Origin of the sequence: Bordetella genomosp. 11 (genome assembly GCF_002261215.1) — a bacterium.
In the GTDB taxonomy this organism is placed as follows: Bacteria; Pseudomonadota; Gammaproteobacteria; order Burkholderiales; family Burkholderiaceae_B; genus Bordetella_C.
The window spans coordinates 296,471-316,465 of the sequence record NZ_NEVS01000004.1 but is presented as its reverse complement, the minus strand read 5'-3'; the positions used below and the strand labels follow the sequence as shown (position 1 = coordinate 316,465).

Annotated in this window: 16 protein-coding genes; 5 read left to right on the top strand and 11 right to left on the bottom strand. The window is 65.7% G+C overall.

The window, feature by feature from the left end; all coding sequences use genetic code 11:
- Positions 1-3: 3 nt before the first annotated feature.
- The 3 genes from msrP to CAL28_RS09015 all read right to left on the bottom strand — a co-directional run bounded on the left by msrP (position 4) and on the right by CAL28_RS09015 (position 2,863).
- On the bottom strand, positions 4-972 hold the full coding sequence (gene msrP, locus CAL28_RS09025) for a protein-methionine-sulfoxide reductase catalytic subunit MsrP (protein ID WP_094841085.1): 969 nt from the start codon (positions 970-972) through the stop codon (positions 4-6).
- 119 nt (positions 973-1,091) lie between these two features.
- A complete protein-coding gene (locus CAL28_RS09020; protein WP_094841084.1) occupies positions 1,092-1,745 on the bottom strand; it encodes an HAD-IA family hydrolase in 654 nt (217 codons plus the stop codon).
- A gap of 104 nt (positions 1,746-1,849) precedes the next feature.
- Entirely contained in the window at positions 1,850-2,863 is a 1,014-nt protein-coding gene (locus tag CAL28_RS09015) for an RluA family pseudouridine synthase (protein WP_440588372.1), read from the bottom strand.
- A 542-nt stretch (positions 2,864-3,405) separates the two neighbouring features.
- Here CAL28_RS09015 and CAL28_RS09010 point away from each other — a divergent pair.
- Positions 3,406-6,546 carry an Rne/Rng family ribonuclease gene (locus tag CAL28_RS09010; RefSeq protein ID WP_094841082.1) on the top strand — a complete coding sequence of 1,047 codons (3,141 nt, stop codon included), beginning with the start codon at positions 3,406-3,408 and terminating at the stop codon, positions 6,544-6,546.
- Positions 6,547-6,687: 141 nt separating this feature from the next.
- Here the strand turns inward: CAL28_RS09010 and CAL28_RS09005 are convergent, their stop codons facing one another.
- From CAL28_RS09005 to CAL28_RS08980, 6 genes are all read right to left on the bottom strand, one after another.
- Positions 6,688-7,239 carry an acyloxyacyl hydrolase gene (locus CAL28_RS09005; RefSeq protein WP_094841081.1) on the bottom strand — a complete coding sequence of 184 codons (552 nt, stop codon included), beginning with the start codon at positions 7,237-7,239 and terminating at the stop codon, positions 6,688-6,690.
- Positions 7,240-7,532: 293 nt separating this feature from the next.
- On the bottom strand, positions 7,533-8,408 hold the full coding sequence (gene accD / locus CAL28_RS09000) for an acetyl-CoA carboxylase, carboxyltransferase subunit beta (protein WP_094841080.1): 876 nt from the start codon (positions 8,406-8,408) through the stop codon (positions 7,533-7,535).
- A gap of 32 nt (positions 8,409-8,440) precedes the next feature.
- Entirely contained in the window at positions 8,441-9,298 is an 858-nt protein-coding gene (trpA, locus tag CAL28_RS08995) for a tryptophan synthase subunit alpha (protein ID WP_094841079.1), read from the bottom strand.
- A 21-nt stretch (positions 9,299-9,319) separates the two neighbouring features.
- The gene (gene trpB, locus CAL28_RS08990; protein ID WP_094841078.1) at positions 9,320-10,522 is read right to left on the bottom strand and encodes a tryptophan synthase subunit beta; all 1,203 of its coding nucleotides are present in this window, start codon (positions 10,520-10,522) and stop codon (positions 9,320-9,322) included.
- Between the two features lie 181 nt (positions 10,523-10,703).
- Positions 10,704-11,855 carry an acetylornithine deacetylase gene (gene argE, locus CAL28_RS08985; protein WP_094841077.1) on the bottom strand — a complete coding sequence of 384 codons (1,152 nt, stop codon included), beginning with the start codon at positions 11,853-11,855 and terminating at the stop codon, positions 10,704-10,706.
- Positions 11,856-11,929: 74 nt separating this feature from the next.
- A complete protein-coding gene (locus tag CAL28_RS08980; RefSeq protein WP_094841076.1) occupies positions 11,930-14,158 on the bottom strand; it encodes a RelA/SpoT family protein in 2,229 nt (742 codons plus the stop codon).
- A gap of 158 nt (positions 14,159-14,316) precedes the next feature.
- Here CAL28_RS08980 and CAL28_RS08975 point away from each other — a divergent pair, with 158 nt between their 5' ends.
- On the top strand, positions 14,317-15,156 hold the full coding sequence (locus tag CAL28_RS08975) for a zinc-dependent peptidase (protein WP_094841075.1): 840 nt from the start codon (positions 14,317-14,319) through the stop codon (positions 15,154-15,156).
- A gap of 52 nt (positions 15,157-15,208) precedes the next feature.
- On the opposite strand, the gene CAL28_RS08970 is transcribed toward CAL28_RS08975, so the two are convergent.
- Positions 15,209-15,562, bottom strand: coding sequence for a RidA family protein (locus CAL28_RS08970; RefSeq protein WP_094841074.1), 354 nt, complete (start codon positions 15,560-15,562; stop codon positions 15,209-15,211).
- Positions 15,559-16,785, bottom strand: coding sequence for a nicotinate phosphoribosyltransferase (pncB, locus tag CAL28_RS08965; protein WP_094841073.1), 1,227 nt, complete (start codon positions 16,783-16,785; stop codon positions 15,559-15,561). Before pncB ends, CAL28_RS08970 begins: the two co-directional genes overlap by 4 nt.
- Before the next feature lie 320 nt (positions 16,786-17,105).
- On the opposite strand from pncB, the gene fdxA reads away from it, so the two are divergent.
- The 3 genes from fdxA to CAL28_RS08950 all read left to right on the top strand — a co-directional run bounded on the left by fdxA (position 17,106) and on the right by CAL28_RS08950 (position 19,946).
- A complete protein-coding gene (fdxA, locus tag CAL28_RS08960; protein WP_066660569.1) occupies positions 17,106-17,429 on the top strand; it encodes a ferredoxin FdxA in 324 nt (107 codons plus the stop codon).
- Positions 17,430-17,526: 97 nt separating this feature from the next.
- Entirely contained in the window at positions 17,527-18,345 is an 819-nt protein-coding gene (locus CAL28_RS08955; RefSeq protein ID WP_094841072.1) for a ferredoxin--NADP reductase, read from the top strand.
- A 377-nt stretch (positions 18,346-18,722) separates the two neighbouring features.
- Positions 18,723-19,946 (top strand): polyhydroxyalkanoate depolymerase, encoded by a 1,224-nt coding sequence (locus CAL28_RS08950; RefSeq protein WP_094841071.1) that lies wholly within the window; start codon positions 18,723-18,725, stop codon positions 19,944-19,946.
- Positions 19,947-19,995 lie beyond the last annotated feature (49 nt).

Sequence of the window (19,995 nt, the reverse complement as noted above, 5' to 3'; positions counted from 1 at the left end):
CGCTCAGTAGTTGGCCCGCAAGTCCATCCCCGTGTACAGGGAAGCGACCTGGTCGTAGCCGTTGAACATCAGCGTCTTGCGCTTGGGACTGAACAAACCGTCTTCGCCGATACGCCGCTCCGTGGCCTGGCTCCAGCGCGGATGCGGCACATTCGGGTTCACGTTGGCGTAGAAACCGTACTCGTTGGACGCGGCTTTCATCCAGGCACTGACCGGCATCTTGTCCACGAGCCGGATGGATACCAGCGACTTGGCAGACTTGAATCCGTATTTCCAGGGAACGACCACACGCAACGGGGCGCCGTTCTGGTTCGGCAGGACTTTGCCGTACAGGCCGAACGTAAGCAGCGTCAGCGGATGCATGGCCTCGTCCAGCCGCAGGCCCTCGACATAGGGCCAGTCGATGACCGGGTAGCGCAGTCCGGGCATGGTGTCGCGCTGCGCCACGCTGATGAATTGCACGAACTTGGCATTGGCGGTGGGCTCGACCTGGCTGAGCAGCGCGGACAGCGAATACCCGACCCAGGGTATGACCATCGACCAGCCTTCGACGCAGCGCATCCGGTAGGTACGGTCTTCCTGCGGCGCCAGCTTCAGCAGCGCATCGATATCGAAAGTACGCGGCTTCTGTACCTCGCCCTCGACGGTGACGGTCCATGGCCGGGTGCGCAGCGCCTTGGCGTAGCGCGCGGGATCGCCCTTGTCCACGCCGAATTCGTAGAAGTTGTTGTATGAAGTGATGTCGTCGTAGGACGTCGGCTTGTCCATGATGGCGAATTGCTTGTCCGGCGTACCGGGCAAGGGGGCCAATCCGCTATCGGCAGCCGCCAGGGCCGCGCGGCCGCCAAAGCCGGCCATGCCCACCGCCGCCGCCCCGGCCGCCGCCCGCGCCATCCAGGCGCGCCGGGATTGCCAGACCGGCTCGGGAGTGATCTCCGAGGCAAGGACATCGGAAGGTTTGCGTATCAGCATGGCGATCTCCGGCTGGCATCTGGGCACCCCGCTTCGTCATGAGGCGGGTCATGACAGAATTGTGCCCCACCGCCCGACGGCAGGGGTTCAATTTTCCGTTATAGACCGCGGCGGCGCATTCAGCGGACGCGCGCGAGCAGCCATTCCCGCAGGGCGGACACGGACTCGATGACCGCCTGTGGGGCCTGGCCTTCCAGCTCGTCGCGCAGATGCGCGCCATAGGTCACCCCGACGCCATGGACGCGGGCATTGGTGGCCATCTGAAGATCGTGGGAAGTATCCCCGATCATCACGGCGTGTTCCGCTTCCACGCCCAGTTCGTCCATGATCTCGAAGAGCATGGTGGGATTGGGCTTGCTGAAGGTTTCGTCCGCGCAGCGGGTGGCGTCGAAGGCCTCGACCAGACCGCTGGCCGCCAGCGCGCGGTTCAAGCCGACCCGGCTCTTGCCCGTGGCCACCGCCATGCGGACATCGCGCGCGGCCAGCTCGGCCAGCATCTCGCGCACGCCATCGAACAGTTTGAGTTCCGGATCGCGCAGGAGGTAGTGCACGCGGTAGCGTTCAAGGAAACGAGGCAGCATCGCCTGCGTCAGGCTGGGCACGGCGCGCCGCAGCGCGCTTTCCAGCGACAGGCCGATAACCCAGCTGGCCTGGGAAGCGGACGGGACGGGCAGCTCCAGATCGCGGCAGGCCGCCTGGATGGCCGCCACGATACTGTGCGTGGAGTCCATCAGCGTCCCGTCCCAATCGAACACCACCAAGGAATAAGGCATCTCAGTTATCCATTTATGCGACGCACCGCCCGCGATGCATCAAACCGGCATTGCAAAGTCGGGGACGCCGCGCATGACGTGCGTGGCGCTCCCAGGGTCGGCCTTCAGGCCGGTTCCAGTGTTTTGAGAATGTCCAGGCAGGCCTGGGGCAAGGGCGCCTCCAGCGAGAGGGGCTCGCCGGTAAGGGGATGGAGCAGATCCAGATGATGGGCGTGCAGGAACATGCGAGCGAATCCCTTGCGGGCGAAGGACAGGCGGACCGCATCGTCCCCGTATTTATCGTCCCCGACGATGGGAAACCCGACGGAGGCCAAATGTACGCGGATCTGGTGGGTGCGCCCGGTGCGCAGCTCCGCCTCGACCAGGCTGAATTTACCGTAGCGCTGTTTCAATGTGACGATGGTGTGGGCGGCCTGCCCATCGCGATCCACCCGCACGCGCCGCTCGCCTGAGGCCGTGGTCCATTTGGTGAGCGGCAGTTTGATGTGCTGCCTATCGTTCACCCAATCGCCGCCGACCAGGGCGTAATACCGCTTGCTCCCCTGCCCTTCGCGCAGCATGCGATGCAGGGCCAGCAGGGCGCTGCGTTTCTTGGCCACCATGAGCAGGCCGGAAGTCTCGCGATCCAGCCGATGGACCAGCTCCAGCATCGGTGCCTGGGGCCGGGCGGCCCGCAGGCGTTCTATCACGCCGAACGCCACCCCGCTGCCGCCATGGACGGCGATGCCGGCCGGCTTGTCGATGACCAGCAAGGCATCGTCCTCGTAAACGACGGGAAATTCCGCGGGCGGCACGGGCCGGGTTTCCCCTGGCTGGGGCAGGCGCAAGGGCGGCACGCGGACGAGATCGCCGATTTCCAGCCGATGATCCACGGCGATACGGCCTTTGTTGACCCGCACCTGGCCGTCGCGTATCGCCTTGTAGATATGGCTTTTGGGCACGCCCTTGCAGACACGGAACAGGAAGTTGTCCAGCCGCTGGCCGCTTTGCGCCTCGCCGATCTCGATCATGCGAACGGCGGGAGGAGGATTCATCGTTTTCCCGCCCCCGGTGGGGGCGCCGGTTGACGTGGGGGGCGGGCGGGAAGTGTCTTCTTTGCGCATTGCGAAAAGCGGCATATAATCGGGACAGCCTTAAGGGGCTGAATTATGGGGCTGAATGGCCGCCTGGCGTAGAGATGCACGTTCAGATGCACTTTCCTGAGCAACTCCGTCGGGTGACGATTCCGTCCGGTGCGCAGGCCGTTATTGTACCGTCTGCCAGATTCAGCGCCGGGGTCATCCGGTCGCCGGCGCAACCGCGCCCTGACGAGTACGCGAAGGCGAAGTCCCTGACGCGTTCTCAGCCAGGTCCGTTGCATGCCGCGCGCGGTTCTGAAGCAAACAAGCAATACCGTCGTATTAATGCACCAGGCGCGTGCCGTACCCCTTCGCCGCGCCTGACGTTCACAGCAATTATTCGTCAACCACAATTCGTGAACCTGACTCCCCTGCTGACCGAACCGCGTGCCACTTGGCACGAAGTGCCTGCCTGACCGGCGCGGATAGGCCTGGGCGGTGCTCAGGCCAGGTCCGCACGCTTGCTCTGCCGCAGTCCGCAGCCCGGGTGACCCGAGGTCACGCGCCGATATCGGCGTGTCATGACTACGGAGAACCCTCTCATGAAGCGCATGTTGTTCAATGCAACGCACCCTGAAGAGTTGCGCGTTGCCATTGTCGATGGGCAGAAACTCATCGATCTGGACATCGAAACCGCCGGCCGCGAACAGCGTAAAGGCAACATCTACAAAGGCATCATCACCCGCATCGAACCCGGCCTTGAAGCCTGCTTCGTCAATTACGGCGAAGACCGCCACGGCTTCCTGCCGTTCAAGGAAATCGCCCGCAGCTATTTCAAGGAAGGCGTCGACGTACGCACCGCCCGCATCCAGGACGCCCTGCGCGAAGGCCAGGAACTGATCGTCCAGGTCGAAAAGGAAGAACGGGGCAACAAGGGCGCTGCCCTGACCACGTTCATCTCGCTGGCCGGCCGCTATCTGGTCCTGATGCCCAACAACCCGCGCGGCGGCGGCGTCTCGCGCCGCGTCGAAGGCGAGGACCGCCAGGAACTGCGTGACACCATGGAGCAGCTCCAGGTGCCGCAGGGCATGAGCATCATCGCCCGCACCGCCGGCATCGGACGCAATGTCGAAGAACTGCAGTGGGACCTGTCCTATCTGCTCCAGCTGTGGACCGCCATCGACGGGGCCGCGCGCGACAACTCCGCGCCCATCCTGATCTACCTGGAATCCAGCCTGGTCATCCGTGCGATCCGCGATTACTTCTCGCCGGAAATCGGCGAGATCCTGATCGATACCGACGAGATCGCCGATCAAGCCACCGCGTTCATGAGCGTGGTAATGCCGGACAACGTCCAGCGCGTGAAGCGCTATCGGGACGACGTGCCGCTGTTTTCGCGCTTCCAGATCGAACACCAGATCGAAACCGCGTATTCGCGTACCGTGACGCTGCCGTCGGGCGGCGCCATCGTCATCGACCATACCGAAGCCCTGGTGGCCGTCGACGTGAACTCAGCCCGGTCGACGCGCGGCGCCGACATCGAGGAAACCGCCCTGCGCACCAACCAGGAAGCGGCCGATGAAGTGGCCCGCCAGCTGCGCCTGCGCGACCTCGGTGGCCTGATCGTCATCGACTTCATCGATATGGAGGACAGCAAGAACCAGCGCGCCGTCGAACAGCGCCTGCGCGATGCCCTGCATTTCGACCGCGCCCGCGTGCAGATGGGCAAGATCTCGCGCTTCGGCCTGATGGAGCTGTCGCGCCAGCGCCTGCGTCCGGCACTGAACGAAGGCTCGCACATTACCTGCCCGCGCTGTAACGGTACCGGCGTGATCCGCGACGCGGAATCCAGCGCGCTGCACGTCCTGCGCCTGCTGCAGGAAGAAGCCATGAAGGAAAACACCGCGGCGGTGCATGCCCAGGTGCCGGTCGATGTGGCGACCTTCCTGCTCAACGAGAAGCGCGCCGACATCGCCAAGATGGAAGCCCGCCTGAAGGTCAACCTGGTGCTGATCCCCAACAAGCACCTGGAAACTCCGCATCACCACATCGAGCGCCTGCGCCACGACGACCCGCGCCTGGAAGAGATGAAGACCAGCTTCGAGCTGGCCGACGCCCCGGCCACGGAAGTCGCCTGGGCGCCGCGCGAACAGGAAATCAAGGCCCGCCCCGAAGCCCTGGTCAAGGGCATCACACCGGCCCAACCGGCGCCCGTGTCGGCCCCCGCTCCGGTGGCCGCCCCCGCGCCGGCGCCCGCGGCGCCCGGCCTGGGCGGCTTGTTCAAGCGACTGGTCGGATGGTTCACCGGCGGCGACACCGCACCGGCTGCCACCCCTGCTCCGCAGGCGGATGCCAAGCGCACCCCCGCGCGGCCCAAGTCGCGCACGCACGATGGCCAGGACCGCCGCGGCGAACGCCATGGCTCGGACCGCAACCGTAACCGCCGCCACGAGGCCCGGCCGGAAGCCACCGAAGGCGAAGGCCTGCGCCACCACGTGCGGGGCGGCCGCCGCAACGACGGCGAGCGCACCGAACGCAACGAACGTCCGGCACGCGCCGAAACCCAGCAGCGCGCCGAGCGCGATGCCGTCGCCCAGGCTCAGGCACATCCCGAACGCGCCCTGGTCCCCGAAGGCCAGGACGAAGCCGCGCCGGCCCGCAATGGCCGGGGACGCCGCGGTCGCGGACGCGGACGCCGCGAAGACCAGGCCGACGCGCCGATGAGCGAGCAGGAAAGCATGGTCGCCGCCCTGGCTGAAACAGTGGCCGCGGCACTGCCGCCCGATGCCGCGGATGACCGCGCCGACGCTGCTGCTGAAGCCGCGGACATGGACGAGCAAGGCCAGGCGGCGGAAGCCGGTGCCGATCCGGAGCGCAAGCGCCGTCGTCGCCGCAGCCGCCGCGGACGCCGCGCGTCGGAAGACGGCACGGTCCTGGCTGGCGAAGGCACGCAGGAATCGCCGGAAGGCGAGGAATCCCTGGCTGCCGAAGCGCAAGCCGCCTTGTCGGAAGTCGCCACGCCGGTGGAACAGGCAAAGTCGCCCTTTACGGACGACACGCCGGAAACGCAGATGCCTGCCGCCCAGCCCGCACCGGTCCACGCGACGCCCGCCGAATCGGCGACGCCGCAACCCATCGCGGCCGCGCCGGTTGCCCCGGCCATCGCGCCGGCCGCACCGGTGCACGCCGTGCCGGATCATGCTGCCACGGCCCCGGCGCCAGTCGAAACCGTGCAAAGCCACGCAGCCGAGTCGGCACCGGTTGCATCGCAGCCCGCCGCCGAACCGATAACGCCCGCACGCCAAACGGCCGAATCCGAAACGGTACCGCCGGTGCCCGCAACGGCCGCCGAGCCTGCGCCCGCGGCGGAGGCACCCGCCCACCAGGCACCCACCGAAGCCGCGCCCGTCTACACGGCCCCCGTGGCGCCGGTGGCGCAACCTGTACCGGCAGCGCCTGTAACGGCGGCACCCGCCGCGCCCACGCAGGAAGTGCCGGCAGCACAGGCGTCCGCGCCGCAAGCGGCGACTGCCCCGGCGGTTGCTCAGCCTGCCCCCACGCAAAGCCTGCAGGCTGTGGTCAATGCCGCCGGCCTGACGTGGGTGGAAACGGACCCCGCCCGCCACGCCCAGACGCAACAGCGCATGGCCGCCAGCCATACGCCCGTACGCCTGGGACGTGAACGCAAACCGGTTCCGCCGGTGTCGTCCACGCCGCTGCAGCAAGTGGAGACGCGCCACTAGGCTGGTCGTTGGCCGCGTCCGCGAGGGCGCGGCCAGGATGCAAAAAAGGGCTGCTCCGAGAGGAACAGCCCTTTTTGCATGGCGCCCGGCTTGCGCTGAGAGCCCGAGGACGGGAATCGGCGCCGATCAGGCGCCGCCAGGTCAGAACAGGTAGGTGTAGGTCAGCTGCGTCACATCCAGGCCGGGATTGGGGGTCTTGATGCTGGCATTCGAGAAATGCGAATAGCGCAGGCTGATGCGACTGGATTCGGTGAGCTGGAAGCCCAGGCCGATATGGTCGCCGAACTGGAACGCCGTACTGATCGTCTTATCCGCGAAGCGGGTCTTGTTGAAGACCGTGGGGCCGACGCCGGCCTCGACGAAGAAGCGATCGCCCAGCCACCAGCGGAACATCGGGATCGCGTTCAACTGCCAGGCGCTGCTGGGATGCGCGCCCTGGTGTGCCCACCAATAGGAAACACCCAGTTCACCCGTCAGGTCCAGCCGGCCCCAATTTCCGCCGAAATCGTAGTTCCACAACGGCGCGGTTTCGTAGTTCACGGTGGTACGGTTGTATTTTTCACCGACCCCCATCTGCACACTGACACCGCCGTTGGAGCGGCTTTGCTGCGCATGCGCCATGGGGATCACGCACGTCATAGCCAATGCGGTCAACGCGCTGGCGACGATTTTGTTTTTATGACCACGATTCATTGGGGAAACTCCAGCAATGAGGAAAACAAAAAGATTGTGTAACTTATCAGAAAACCCGAATACCGACCAAGCGGCATTGTCCTAAAACGCGACACTGTGGCAGGAAACACTATTCCATCAGGACGACCAATAGCCCCGGGGCCCGGGCGGGAGCGAAGGCATGACATGCAGGAAGGGTCAGGCGCCGAGGCCGGCCGCATAAGCAATCGGCATGCCGCCGAGACCGGCCGATGCGACGCGATGCGCCGTGGCGGGGGACCGGCACGGCGATTCGATACTGCGCGATCGGGGTGTCAGGCAGCGACGACGTCGACGGACTGGCGCGTCAACAGGGCGAGCAAACGGGCGATTTCCTCGCGCAGCTGGCGCCGGTCCACCACCATGTCCACAGCGCCCTTCTGCAGCAGGAATTCCGCGCGCTGGAAGCCCTCGGGCAGTTTCTCCCGCACCGTCTGCTCGATGACCCGAGGCCCCGCGAAGCCGATGAGCGCCTTGGGTTCGGCAATGACCACGTCGCCCATGAAGGCGAAGCTGGCCGATACGCCGCCCATGGTGGGATCGGTCAACACGCTGATGAAGGGCAGCCCGGCGGCCGCCAGCCTCGTCAGCATGGCGTTGGTCTTGGCCATCTGCATCAGCGACAACAGGCTTTCCTGCATCCGCGCACCGCCTGACGCGGCCACGCAGACGAAGCCGGTCTTTTGATCCAGCGCCGCCTGGGCGCCGCGCGCGAAGCGTTCGCCCACCACCGAGCCCATGGAGCCTCCCATGAACTCGAATTCAAAGCAGGCCACCACGGCCGGAACGCTGCGTATGGAACCGCTGACGACGACCAGCGCATCGGTCTCGCCTGTCTGCTTGACGGCTTCCTGGATGCGTTCAGGATACTTGCGGCTGTCCTTGAACTTCAGCGTATCGACCGAGCGTATGTTCTGCCCGATTTCGACCCGCCCTTCCAGGTCCAGCAGCGAATCGATCCGGGCGCGTGCCCCAATGCGCATATGGTGATCGCACTTGGGGCAAACGTGCAGGTTCGCCGCAAGGTCTTCGTTGTAAAGCACCGATTCGCAGGCCGGGCACTTGACCCACAAGCCTTCGGGCACGCGCCGCGCGCTGGGCTCCGTCGTCTTGTTGATGCGAGGCGGCAGGAGTTTCTCGATCCAGCTCATTGTTTATTTATTGTCCTGATAGGAAGACGATGTCAGGCAGCGGCGGCGCCGCGCCCGGCCTGGGCCAATGCCGAGCGGATACCGCCCAGCCACTGACGCGCGGCCGCAATGGCGGCTTCGTCGCGCCGGTCGGCGGCAGCACCGGCGACCGCCTGTTCCATGGTTTCGATCAGCTTGCTGCCGATCACCACCGCGTCCGCCACCTGCGCGACCCGTTGGGCGCTGGCGGCATCGCGGATGCCGAAGCCGACGCCGATCGGAATGTGCACATGGCGGCGGATATTGGCCAGCCGGCGGGCCACGTCGTCCGTGTCCAGATGGCCCGCGCCGGTCACGCCCTTGAGCGACACGTAATAGGCGTAGCCGCGCGCCACCTTGCCCACCGCCTGGATGCGCGCATCCGTGGTGGTCGGGGCGATGAGGAAAATCGGCGCGATGCCCCTGGCACCGAGCAGATCGGCGAAAGCCTGCACTTCTTCGGGCGGATAATCCACCACGAGCACGCCATCCACGCCGGCATCCAGGGCGGCATCGGCGAAGGCAGCCTGCCCCATGCGTTCGATGGGATTGGCATAGCCCATGAGGACGACCGGGGTGCGGTCATCCTGGATCCGAAAGCGTTTCACCGCGTCCAGCACGGCGCGCAGGCTCATGCCCTGCGCGATCGCGCGCTCCGTGGCGCGCTGGATCACCGGACCGTCGGCCATGGGATCCGAGAACGGCACGCCCAATTCGATAACGTCCGCGCCCGCCTCGACCAGCGCGTGCATCAGCGGCACGCAGGACGCGGGCGAAGGATCGCCGGCGGCGACGTAGGGAATCAGCGCGGCGCGATTGTCGTCGCGGGCGCGGGAGAAGGCGGCGGCGATACGGTCTTGTCGTGAGGTCATGCTATCTATCACCACTGTCGATTACAGCGTCAGGCCGGCGCGCTCGGCCACGGTATGCATGTCCTTGTCGCCGCGTCCGGACAGGCAGACCAGGATATTCGTATCCGCCGGCAAGGTCGGCGCGAGGCGAACGGCATGGGCGATCGCGTGCGAGGATTCCAGCGCCGGCATGATCCCTTCGATGCGGCAGCAGTCGTGGAATGCCCTGAGCGCTTCGTCATCGGTCACGCCGACATAGGTGGCACGGCCGCTGTCCTGCAGCCAGGCATGCTCGGGGCCGACGCCGGGATAGTCCAGGCCGGCCGACACCGAATGCGTCTCTTGCACCTGGCCGTTGATGTCCTGCATGACATACGTGCGATTGCCGTGCAGCACGCCCACTTGTCCGGCAGCGATGGAAGCGGCGTGACGGCCGGAATCCATGCCTTCCCCCGCCGCTTCGACGCCGATCAGCTGGACGTCTTCGTACGGGATGTAGGGGTGGAAGATACCCATGGCATTGGATCCGCCCCCGACGGCGGCGATGACGATATCGGGCTGGCGGCCGGCTTCCTCGGGCATCTGCCACAGGCATTCCTTGCCAATGACGGTCTGGAAGTCCCGCACCATGCGGGGATAGGGGTCGGGCCCCGCCACCGTGCCGATGATGTAGAAAGTATTGCCGATGTTGGTGACCCAGTCGCGCATGGCCTCGTTCAGGGCGTCCTTGAGGGTACGCGAGCCGGATTCCACCGGCACCACGGTCGCTCCCAGGAGCTTCATGCGGTACATGTTGGATGCCTGGCGGCGGATGTCCTCGCTGCCCATGTACACCACGCACTCCATGCCGTAGCGGGCCGCCACGGTCGCGGTGGCCACGCCGTGCTGGCCGGCACCGGTTTCCGCGATGACGCGCGGCTTGCCCATGCGGCGGGCCAGCAGTGCCTGCCCGATACAGTTGTTGATCTTGTGCGCGCCGGTGTGGTTCAGGTCTTCCCGCTTGAACCAGATCTGCGCGCCGCCGAGTTCCTGCGACCAGCGCCGGGCGTGATAAACGGGGCTGGGCCGGCCGACGAAATGCTTGAGTTCGTAGTTGAACTCTTCGATGAATGCCGGGTCCGCGCGATAGCGATCGTAGGCCGCGCGCAGTTCGTCGAGCGCGTGCATGAGCGTTTCCGCCACGAACACGCCCCCATAGGGACCGAAATGGCCCTGGGCGTCAGGAAAATCGTAAGGTTTGACCACTCTGTTTCACCACGTTATTCCCGCCGGCACCGCGGGGAGCGGGCGGTCAGGTAAAACACGCCGCCGCCAACAATTTAGCAACCGGGTATTTTACCCGACCGGGCGCCCGCGTCCGGGCAAGGACACCCTGGGCGCCGCCGGCAGGGGCGCCCGCGCGGGCCGGGAACCCGCCGCCCGTCCCTTATATCGACTGGCCGACGCGGCGCAGGAACGCCGCGCAGGCCTCCAGTTGGTCTATCGCGACAAACTCATCCGGCTTGTGGGCCTGGGCAATATGACCCGGGCCGCATACCACCGTCGGGATGCCGATGCCCTGGAACAGCCCCGCTTCGGTGCCATACGCCACTTTGCGCGTCGCGGTATCGCGGGTCAGGGCGCGCACCAGTTGGGTGATGGCGGCCTGCTCCGAGGCTTCCAGGCCGGGAGCCGCGGGACCGCGCTCGATATCGATGCGCGCCTCCGGGAATTCCGCCCGCATGCGCGGCAGCAGCACGTCATCCACGTAGCGCTGGATTTCCCGCTGGATGTCGTCCGGCTCGATGGCCGGCAGATTGCGGAACTCGTAGGCGAATTCGCAATCGTCCGGAATGGTGTTGACCGCGATGCCCCCGCGGATCAAGTTGGTCGTCAATGTGCTGAAGGGCACATCGTAGAAGTTGTCGTACGGCCCCTTGGCCTTATAGGCATCGGCCACGTCGCGGATATGGCAGATCAGCCGCGCGGCGTACTCGATGGCATTGCAGCCATGCGGCGTCAGCGACGAATGCGCCGCCTTGCCGTGTACCCGGCAGCGATACAGGTTGATGCCTTTATGCGCCACCACGACTTGCATGCCGGTGGGCTCCCCCACCACACAGCCGTCGGGGCGGATACCGCGATCGCGCAGGTCGGCGAGCAGGTAGGGCGCGCCGGCGCAGCCTACTTCCTCGTCGAAGGAAAACGCCAGGTGCAAAGGCTTGGCGCGCGGCATGGACAGGAATTCCGGTACCAGGGCCAGCGCCGTCGCGATGAACCCCTTCATATCGCAGGCACCGCGCCCGTACAGCCGGCCGTCCTGCTCGCGCACCACGAAGGGATCGCCGGCCCAGTCCTGTCCGTCGACCGGCACGACATCCGTATGGCCGGACAACACGATGCCGCCCTGCTCCCCGCCGTCGCGGCCGGGCAGCGTGGCGAACAGGTTTGCCTTGCTGCGGTCCTCGTTATGGGCCAGCCAGGCCTGCACGCCCTGGCCCTTGAGCCAATCGCGCGCGGTTTCGATCAAAGCCAGATTGGAATTGCGGCTGGTGGTGTCGAAACCCACCAGCGTTTCCAGCCAACGACGGGTATCCATAAGCCTGGGGTGCCTTGTCGTGAAAACCCCCAGTGTAGGCCGGCGCCGATCGGGCCGTCTATGGCGAGACGGCGTTATTTGCGCGCCGCGCCGGTTACCCCGGGGACTTCGGCCAGGGCATCCAGCGCGCGCGACAGCGCTTCGCCGCCATGCACTTCCACGGTAAATACCATATGCGCCAGCGAATTGCGGCTTTGCGTATTCACGCCAATGACATTCAGCCGCAGCCGTGCGAAGACTTCGGACAGGTCCCGCAGCAGACCGGAGCGGTCGTGCGCGCGCACGCTGATGTCCACGGGATAAACCGTATTGCCGGTCTCGCCCCAGGCCACTTCGATGACGCGTTCGGGTTCGCGTTCGGCCAGGGCGGCGTAGCTGTGGCAGTCCGCCCGGTGGATGGACACGCCGCGCCCGCGCGTAACGAAGCCGACGATGGGATCTGGCGGCGCCGGCCGGCAGCATCGCGCAAGCTGCGTCATGAGCGAGCCCACGCCCACCACCAGCACACCGCTCTTGCCGCTTTTTTCCGTGCTTTCGGCGCGGCTGGCATGGGTAACGACGCCCGGTTCGCCGGCCGGTTCCGCCGGCTGCTGGAAAACCGCGTCGATCTGCCGCAGGCTGAACTCGTCCTTGGCGGCCGCGACATAAAGATCGTCGGCGCGCGCGAAGCCCAGTTGTTGCGCCAGCTGCTCCAGGTTGACGGCGGTCTTGCCCAGTCGCTGCAGTTCTTTTTCTATCAGGCCTTGTCCCTGGGTGATGCGCTGCTGCAGCTCGATGGCGTTGAACCAGTTGCGGACCTTCGCCCGTGCGCGGGGGCTGGCCAGGAACCCCAGTTGGGGATTCAGCCAGTCCCGGGAAGGTCCGCCGGACTTGGCCGCCACGATTTCCACCGTCTGGCCGGTCGCGAGGCGGGTCTGCAACGGCACCATCTGGCCATCGACCCGCGCACCGCGACAGCGATGGCCCAGATCGGTATGCAAGTGATAGGCGAAGTCGACCGGCGTGGATCCCGCGGGCAGTTCGATCACGCGCGCCTGCGGCGTCAGCACGTAGATGTGTTCCGCCGCCGCGCGGGCGACGGTACCCCCCTGCCCTCCCGCGGGCGTCGCGTCCAGGTCGGCGTTCCAGGCCAGCAGCTGGCGCATCCAGGAAAGCTGCCGGTCGTACTCGCTGGACGCGGCCACCTGCCCGCCCTTGGGCCCGGCCTCTTTGTAGCGCCAGTGCGCCGCCATGCCGTATTCCGCGAACTGGTGCATCTCCTGCGTGCGGATCTGGACCTCGAACGGGCGCCCGTCCTTGTCCATGACCACCGTGTGCAGCGAGCGATAGCCATTGGGCTTGGGCCTGGAGATATAGTCGTCGAACTCGTCCAGCATCGGCGTCCAGAGCTCGTGCACGATCGCCAGCGCGGTATAGCATTCGCGCACGTCCTTGACGATGACGCGCAGGGCGCGCAAATCGAACATCTGGTTGAAGTCCAGCTTCTTGATGCGCATCTTGTTCCAGATGCTGTAGATATGCTTGGGCCGCCCGCTGACTTCCGCGTCGATGCCGGACTTGCGCAAGGCCATGCGCACGCGCTCGACGGCATCGGCGATGAAGGCTTCGCGCTCCACCCGCTTTTCTTCCAGCAGGCGGGCGATTTCCTTGTAGCGATCGGCGTCCAGGAAGCGGAAGGCCAGGTCCTCCAGTTCCCACTTGAGCTGCCATATCCCCAGGCGGTTGGCCAGCGGGGCATAGAGGTCCAGCGTTTCGCGGGCCAGCTCGGGCGGGCAGGCCACCTTGGATGCGGCATGCCAGCGCAGGCTTTGCAGGCGCGAAGCCAGGCGCATCAGGACGATGCGCAGATCCGCCGCCATGGCCAGCAGCATCTTGCGCTGCATCTCCTTCTGCGCCCCGCTGTCCGCCGCGCTGTCGCTGGCCAGCCGGGCGACGGCGCCCAGGCGCATCAAGGCGCGCGCGCCCTGCACCAGGCGCGCGATTTCCGCATCGAATTCGGCGGCAATGGGGTCGTGCCGGTTGGACGGCGCGGGCGCGGACAGATCCGCCGGCAAGGCGGCCAACACCGAAGCCACGCGTGTCGCCCGATCGGTATGCAGGCCGGCCAGGATGCGCGCCACACCGGCCGCATGGCTGGCCAGCGGTTCGCCGGTCAGCGCTTGTTCCTCGCCGAAGCGCGGCCCTGCCCATGCCGCCGCCTTTTGCAGTTGATCGCGTCCTTGCGTGTCCAGGCCGGCCGCGGCACCGTCGAACCACGCGGCGTCAAAAGGCGTCAAGGTATCGCGATCGGAAGGCGGTGGCATCGGTGCGGCACTGAAAAAACGCAACAAAGCATCGATTGGACAGGAACCCCACACTCTACACTAGCGCCTGTCGGGACTGGAAGGCGCCGCGCGCGGCGCGTCCCGCGCCGACGCGAACCGGTCCCTGCCGACCGTGCACCCGAATGGAGAATCCGCCTATGTTGCGATGGCTGCTTGGACGCGGCGCGCCCGCCGCCCGGGTCGCGAATGTACAGGCGCGCATCGATCCCGCGCTATGGGAAGAGGTCCTACGGGCCTATCCGTTCCTGGCGGGACTGCTTCCCGAGGACATCGAGGAACTGCGCGCCCGCGCCGCCTGGCTGCTGGCCAGCAAAACCATGAACGGCGCGCACGGCCTGCAGCTGACCGACTTCATGCGACTGTCCATCGCGGTACAGGCGGCGGTGCCCATCCTGAAGCTGCCGACCGGCCTGTACGAGGGATGGGACGAAATCATCGTGTATCCCGGCGGTTTCGCGATCCCGCGGCGCCGCGAGGACGACATCGGGGTGGTGCACGAATACACCGAAGACGCGGCGGGCGAAGCGTGGGATGGCGGACCCGTCGTGCTGTCCTGGGAAGACGCGCGGATCGCGGAAGGCGGCTTCAACGTGGTGATCCACGAATTCGCCCACAAGCTGGACCTGATGGGCGGCGACGCGGATGGCATGCCCAGCCTGGCGGGACGGCCGGAACTGAACGCCCGCCTGTGGCGGCGCGTGCTCGACGACAGCCTGGACCGGTTCACGCGCGCCCTGGAGGCCGTGGAAGCGGCGATTCCCCCGGACGTCGACCCGGAAGGGCCGGACGCCGATCCCTGGTATGGCCAATTGCCGATGGATCCCTACGCGGCGACGGACGAAGGCGAGTTCTTCGCGGTCAGTTCCGAATCGTTTTTCGTCGACCCGGAGCCCCTGGCCGCGGCATTGCCGGAATGGTACGACCTGCTGCGCGCCTATTACCGGCAGGATCCGCTGGCGCGGCTGGGCCAGGGCTAGGCCCGGACAGGCCGGCAAGGGACGGGTCCCCGCCGGCATGGCGCAACCGCGATCAGCCTACCGCGGCGGTGACGACGATTTCGACCTTGTAGTCCGGGTTGGCCAGGCGGGCCTCGACCGTCGCCCGGGGGGGCGCGTTGCCGGCCGGCACCCAGGCGTCCCACGCCTTGTTCATGCCGTCGAATTCCTTCATGTTGGCGACGAAGATCTGCGCCATCAGGATTTTTGTCTTGTCGGTGCCGGCTTCGGCCAGCAGGCGGTCGATGGTCGCGAGGACCTGCTGGGTCTGGCCGGTGATGTCCAGCGAGGCATCATCGGGCACCTGGCCGGCGAGATAGGCGACACCGTTATAGATGGCCATGTCGGAAAGACGCTTTTCGACGTTGACGCGCTTGATGGAGCTCATGGGTTTCCTTTCGGTTCGGGGTTGGAAATGGTTACCGCGCTTTCGGCGGGTATGGGAGGCAATTGGAACACCTGGCGCAGGTAGGCCAGGTAGGCGGGATCGTCGCACATGGTCTTTTCCGGCGAGTCGGACACCTTGGCCACCGGCTGGCCGTTGCAGCGGACCATCTTCATGACGATCTGCAAGGGCTGATGCCCCAAATCGTTGGTCAGGTTGGTTCCGATGCCGAACGACACCCGGCAGCGCCCGGCGAAGCGCCGCGCCAGCTCTATTGCCCGCGGGAATGTCAGCGCATCGGAAAAGACCAGGGTCTTGGTGCGCGGGTCGACGCGATTGGCCTGGTAGTGTCCGATCATGCGCTCGCCCCACAGGAAGGGATCCCCCGAGTCGTGGCGCGCGCCATCGAACAGCTTGCAGAAATACATATCGAAGTCCCGCAGGAACGCATCGGTGCCGTAGACATCGGACAGCGCGATGCCAAGATCGCCACGGTATTCCTTGGCCCAGACCTCCAGGGCGAATACCTGCGAATCGCGCAGGCGCGGCCCCAGTGCCTGGCAAGCCTGCAGGTATTCGTGGCCCATGGTGCCCAGCGGCAGGACGTCGTACTTCCGGGCCAGCGCCACGTTGCTGGTGCCGGCGAACATCCTGCCCATGGTGGCCTTCATCGTCGCCACGACCTCGTCGTGCCAGACCTTCGAAAAGCGCCGGCGCGTGCCATATTCGGCCACGCGGAAATCCGCCATGTCCGGCGCGTTGACCACCAGGCCCATCTTGGATTGCAGGCGCGACCGGCCTTCCGCCAGGTCCGGATGCGCCCGGGTATTGCGGAAATAGACTTCGTTGACGATGGCCAGGACGGGGATCTCGAACAGGATGGTATGCAGCCAGGGGCCCTTGACCTCGATCGAGATTTCGCCGGGATGTTCGCCTTCGGCCACGACGATGCAGCGCTCGGGCAGGTGGAACAAGCCGAGGAAATCGACAAAATCGCTTTTGATGAAGCGCAGCCCGCGCAGATAGTCCAGCTCGTCGTCGGTGAAATGCAGCTGGCACAGGTGGTGGATTTCGGCCCGGATCTCGTCCATGTACGGCCGCAGGTTCACGCCGGGCGTGCGGCACTTGTAGCGATACTCCACCTGCGCGGCCGGAAAATGATGCAGGACCACCTGCATCATGCTGAACTTGTACAGGTCCGTATCTAATAGCGAGGTGATTATCATGATTCGCTTGGTCGCTTTCGTGTGCGCTGGCCTGGGAACGCCGGATTGCCATACGCGGCGATCGCCCGCGGCACCGGTCCCGGGCAGGCCCGGCGGGAAAAACCGTATTCAACCATAGTATGTCGCTCGGCGATGGCGGGGCCGCGCCGGCTTGTCCGCTTTATGGCACCCACCTTCCTGGTTACTCAACGGCCGTGCCGGCAGGCCGCCGGCGCGCCGCGACATTACGCGGTTCAGGGTTATAGCGGGAGGCGGCACGCGCAATTGGGTAGAATCCCTTTTTTCACCCAGAATAAAAGCGCCCCACCGGGAGTTGCCGCATGACTCACGTCGTCACCGAAAACTGTATCAAGTGCAAGTACACCGATTGCGTCGACGTGTGCCCCGTTGATTGCTTCCGCGAAGGACCGAACTTCCTGGTCATCGATCCGGATGAATGCATCGACTGCGCGGTCTGCATCCCGGAATGCCCGGCGAATGCCATCTATGCCGAAGAAGACGTCCCGCAGGACCAGATGAAATTCATCGCGCTGAACGCCGAACTGTCGCCCGAGTTCGCCAGCATCAGCCGGGCCAAGAAACCGCTGCCCGACGCTGACGAATGGAACGGCAAACCCGACAAGCTCCAATACCTGGAAAAATAAGCAATCAGGCCGGCCACGGGCCGGCGCGGTACAAACGCCTTCTTCCGGGGCCTGGCAAGCCGGCCCGCCGGCGCAGCATTGGGACACCGATCCGCCCATGACCGAAACCAAGTACACGCGCCAGACCGTCACCGAGGTTCGCAACTGGGTGCCGGGCAAGCTGTTCTCCCTGCGCGTGACGCGGGATCCGGCCTTCATCTTCAAGGCGGGGCAATTCGCGCGGGTCGGCCTGCCGGAAAGCGATACCCCCGGCGCGGAGCCCACGCTGTGGCGCGCGTACTCGATGGTGTCCGGGCCGCTGGACAATGAACTGGAGTTCTACTCCATCGTCGTACCCGAGGGTGCCTTCAGCCCCCGGCTGGCCGCGCTGAAAGCCGGGGACGCGCTCTATATCGAGAAAAACCCCTACGGCTTCCTGACGATAGACCGCTTCGCCACGCCGGCCGGGCAGGCCGGCGCGCACAGCGACCTGTGGCTGCTTGCCACCGGCACCGGGCTGTCCGCCTACCTCTCCATCCTGCGCGATCCCGCCACATGGACGACCTTTCGCCGCATCATCGTCGTCCATGGCGTGCGTAATGCCCAGGAACTGGCCTATCGCCGGGAAATCGAAGGCTGGTCCACCCTGCCCGAATTCGCCGGCATCCATCGCGCGGATCCGCGCAAGCTCATCTACGTGCCTATCGCCTCGCGCGAGGCGCTTCCCGGCATGCCGCAGGCGCGGCTGACCACGCTGATCGAAGACGGCCGCCTGGAAACGCTGGTGGGTGAAACGCTGGATCCGGCCCATGCGCGAGTAATGCTGTGCGGCAATCCGGCCATGCTGGCGGATGCGCGCAAACTGCTCGGGGAAAAGGGCTTCGCGCCGGGCCGCCGCGGCGTGCCGGGCAACCTGGCGGTCGAAAACTACTGGTGACGCGTGTTCCCCCGGGTGTGCCGCATCGGCGCGCCCCTTGCAAGGACACGGCGCGACAACCGGCAACCGTGGGACGGAAATCCGTACCGCAACGCCTCGCAACAGGCCGGGCATGGGATTTGCCGTGTATCGACGCCAGCGGGGCCGCGGTCGCGTCCCAACGAACCGCGGACGGCAAACTGACAAAAACCTGAAATTTCCCGTTTTGGCAACACAACCGGGCCCGCAGAGCCCCGGAAACCGTCCTAAATATCGTCAGCTCTGTTGCAGTGCGTAAAATAAGCCGCACGAAGTCGCCACGGACCGGTCCAACGGTGCATCTGGACAGTTCCAGGCGACGCGGGGCCGATGGCTCCGGGTCTGGAAAGGAATATTCGATGCTGTATCAACTACATGAGCTGCAGCGCGCCTTCTTGACGCCCCTGGCCGCCTTCACGGACGTCGGCTCGCAGCTATTCTCCAATCCTTATAGTCCCTGGGCATACACCCCGGTTTCCCGTCAGCTCGCCGCCGGCTACGAACTGATGCATCGCATCGGCAAGGAATATGAGAAGCCGGAATGGGGGCTCCCCACCACCGACATCGACGGCAAGAAGGTCAAGGTAGTCGAGAAAATCGCGGTGGACAAACCCTTCTGCCGCCTGATCCATTTCGAACGCCAGGGACAGGCCCGGCGCAAGGATCCCCAGGTGTTGCTGGTCGCACCGCTGTCGGGCCACCACGCCACCCTGCTGCGCGATACCGTACGCGCACTGCTGCCGCGCCACGATGTGTACGTTACCGATTGGGTCGACGCACGCATGGTGCCGCTGTCGGAAGGCCCCTTCCACCTGAACGATTATGTGCGCTACGTGCAGGACTTCCTGCGCTTCCTGGGCGCGGATACCCATGTGATTTCGGTGTGCCAGCCGACCGTGCCGGTACTGGCCGCGATTTCCCTGATGGCGTCCAGCAACGACCCGTGCCAGCCGCGCACGATGGTCATGATGGGCGGCCCCATCGACCCGCGCAAGAGCCCCACGCAGGTCAACAATCTTGCGACCACCAAGCCCTACTCGTGGTTTGAAAACCAGCTGATCCATCGCGTACCGGGCCGTTATCCCGGCGTGAACCGGCCGGTCTACCCGGGCTTCCTGCAACATGCGGGTTTCGTCGCCATGAATCCGGACCGCCACCTGAAATCGCACTACGATTTCTACCAGGACCTGGTCCGGGGCGACGACAGCGACGCGGAAGCGCACCGCCGCTTCTATGACGAATACAACGCCGTCCTGGACATGGCGGCCGAGTTCTACCTGGACACGATCAAGATGGTGTTCCAGGAATACCAGCTGCCCAAGGGCACCTGGGAAGTGGACGGCCAACGGGTCAAGCCCGCGGATATCAAGCACGTCGCCCTGATGACCGTCGAAGGCGAGCTGGACGATATTTCGGGCCTGGGCCAGACGCGCGCGGCGCTGGACCTGTGCAGCGGCATTCCCGCCGATCGCAAGACGCACTACACGGCACAGAATTGCGGCCATTACGGGATTTTCTCCGGACGCCGCTGGCGCGAAATCATCTGTCCTAAAATCGCCGAGTTCATACGCCAATACGCCTGAAGGCACCACGGCGGCACCGGCTGCCCATCATTCCGAAACGGGGCCGCGT

Excerpts from the sequence above, each read along its gene's own strand:
- msrP (WP_094841085.1), bottom strand. The coding sequence starts at position 972 with ATGCTGATACGCAAACCTTCCGATGTCCTTGCCTCGGAGATCACTCCC.
- CAL28_RS09020 (WP_094841084.1), bottom strand. The coding sequence starts at position 1,745 with ATGCCTTATTCCTTGGTGGTGTTCGATTGGGACGGGACGCTGATGGAC.
- CAL28_RS09015 (WP_440588372.1), bottom strand. The coding sequence starts at position 2,863 with ATGCCGCTTTTCGCAATGCGCAAAGAAGACACTTCCCGCCCGCCCCCC.
- CAL28_RS09010 (WP_094841082.1), top strand. The coding sequence starts at position 3,406 with ATGAAGCGCATGTTGTTCAATGCAACGCACCCTGAAGAGTTGCGCGTT.
- CAL28_RS09005 (WP_094841081.1), bottom strand. The coding sequence starts at position 7,239 with ATGAATCGTGGTCATAAAAACAAAATCGTCGCCAGCGCGTTGACCGCA.
- accD (WP_094841080.1), bottom strand. The coding sequence starts at position 8,408 with ATGAGCTGGATCGAGAAACTCCTGCCGCCTCGCATCAACAAGACGACG.
- trpA (WP_094841079.1), bottom strand. The coding sequence starts at position 9,298 with ATGACCTCACGACAAGACCGTATCGCCGCCGCCTTCTCCCGCGCCCGC.
- argE (WP_094841077.1), bottom strand. The coding sequence starts at position 11,855 with ATGGATACCCGTCGTTGGCTGGAAACGCTGGTGGGTTTCGACACCACC.
- CAL28_RS08980 (WP_094841076.1), bottom strand. The coding sequence starts at position 14,158 with ATGCCACCGCCTTCCGATCGCGATACCTTGACGCCTTTTGACGCCGCG.
- CAL28_RS08975 (WP_094841075.1), top strand. The coding sequence starts at position 14,317 with ATGTTGCGATGGCTGCTTGGACGCGGCGCGCCCGCCGCCCGGGTCGCG.
- CAL28_RS08970 (WP_094841074.1), bottom strand. The coding sequence starts at position 15,562 with ATGAGCTCCATCAAGCGCGTCAACGTCGAAAAGCGTCTTTCCGACATG.
- pncB (WP_094841073.1), bottom strand. The coding sequence starts at position 16,785 with ATGATAATCACCTCGCTATTAGATACGGACCTGTACAAGTTCAGCATG.
- fdxA (WP_066660569.1), top strand. The coding sequence starts at position 17,106 with ATGACTCACGTCGTCACCGAAAACTGTATCAAGTGCAAGTACACCGAT.
- CAL28_RS08955 (WP_094841072.1), top strand. The coding sequence starts at position 17,527 with ATGACCGAAACCAAGTACACGCGCCAGACCGTCACCGAGGTTCGCAAC.
- CAL28_RS08950 (WP_094841071.1), top strand. The coding sequence starts at position 18,723 with ATGCTGTATCAACTACATGAGCTGCAGCGCGCCTTCTTGACGCCCCTG.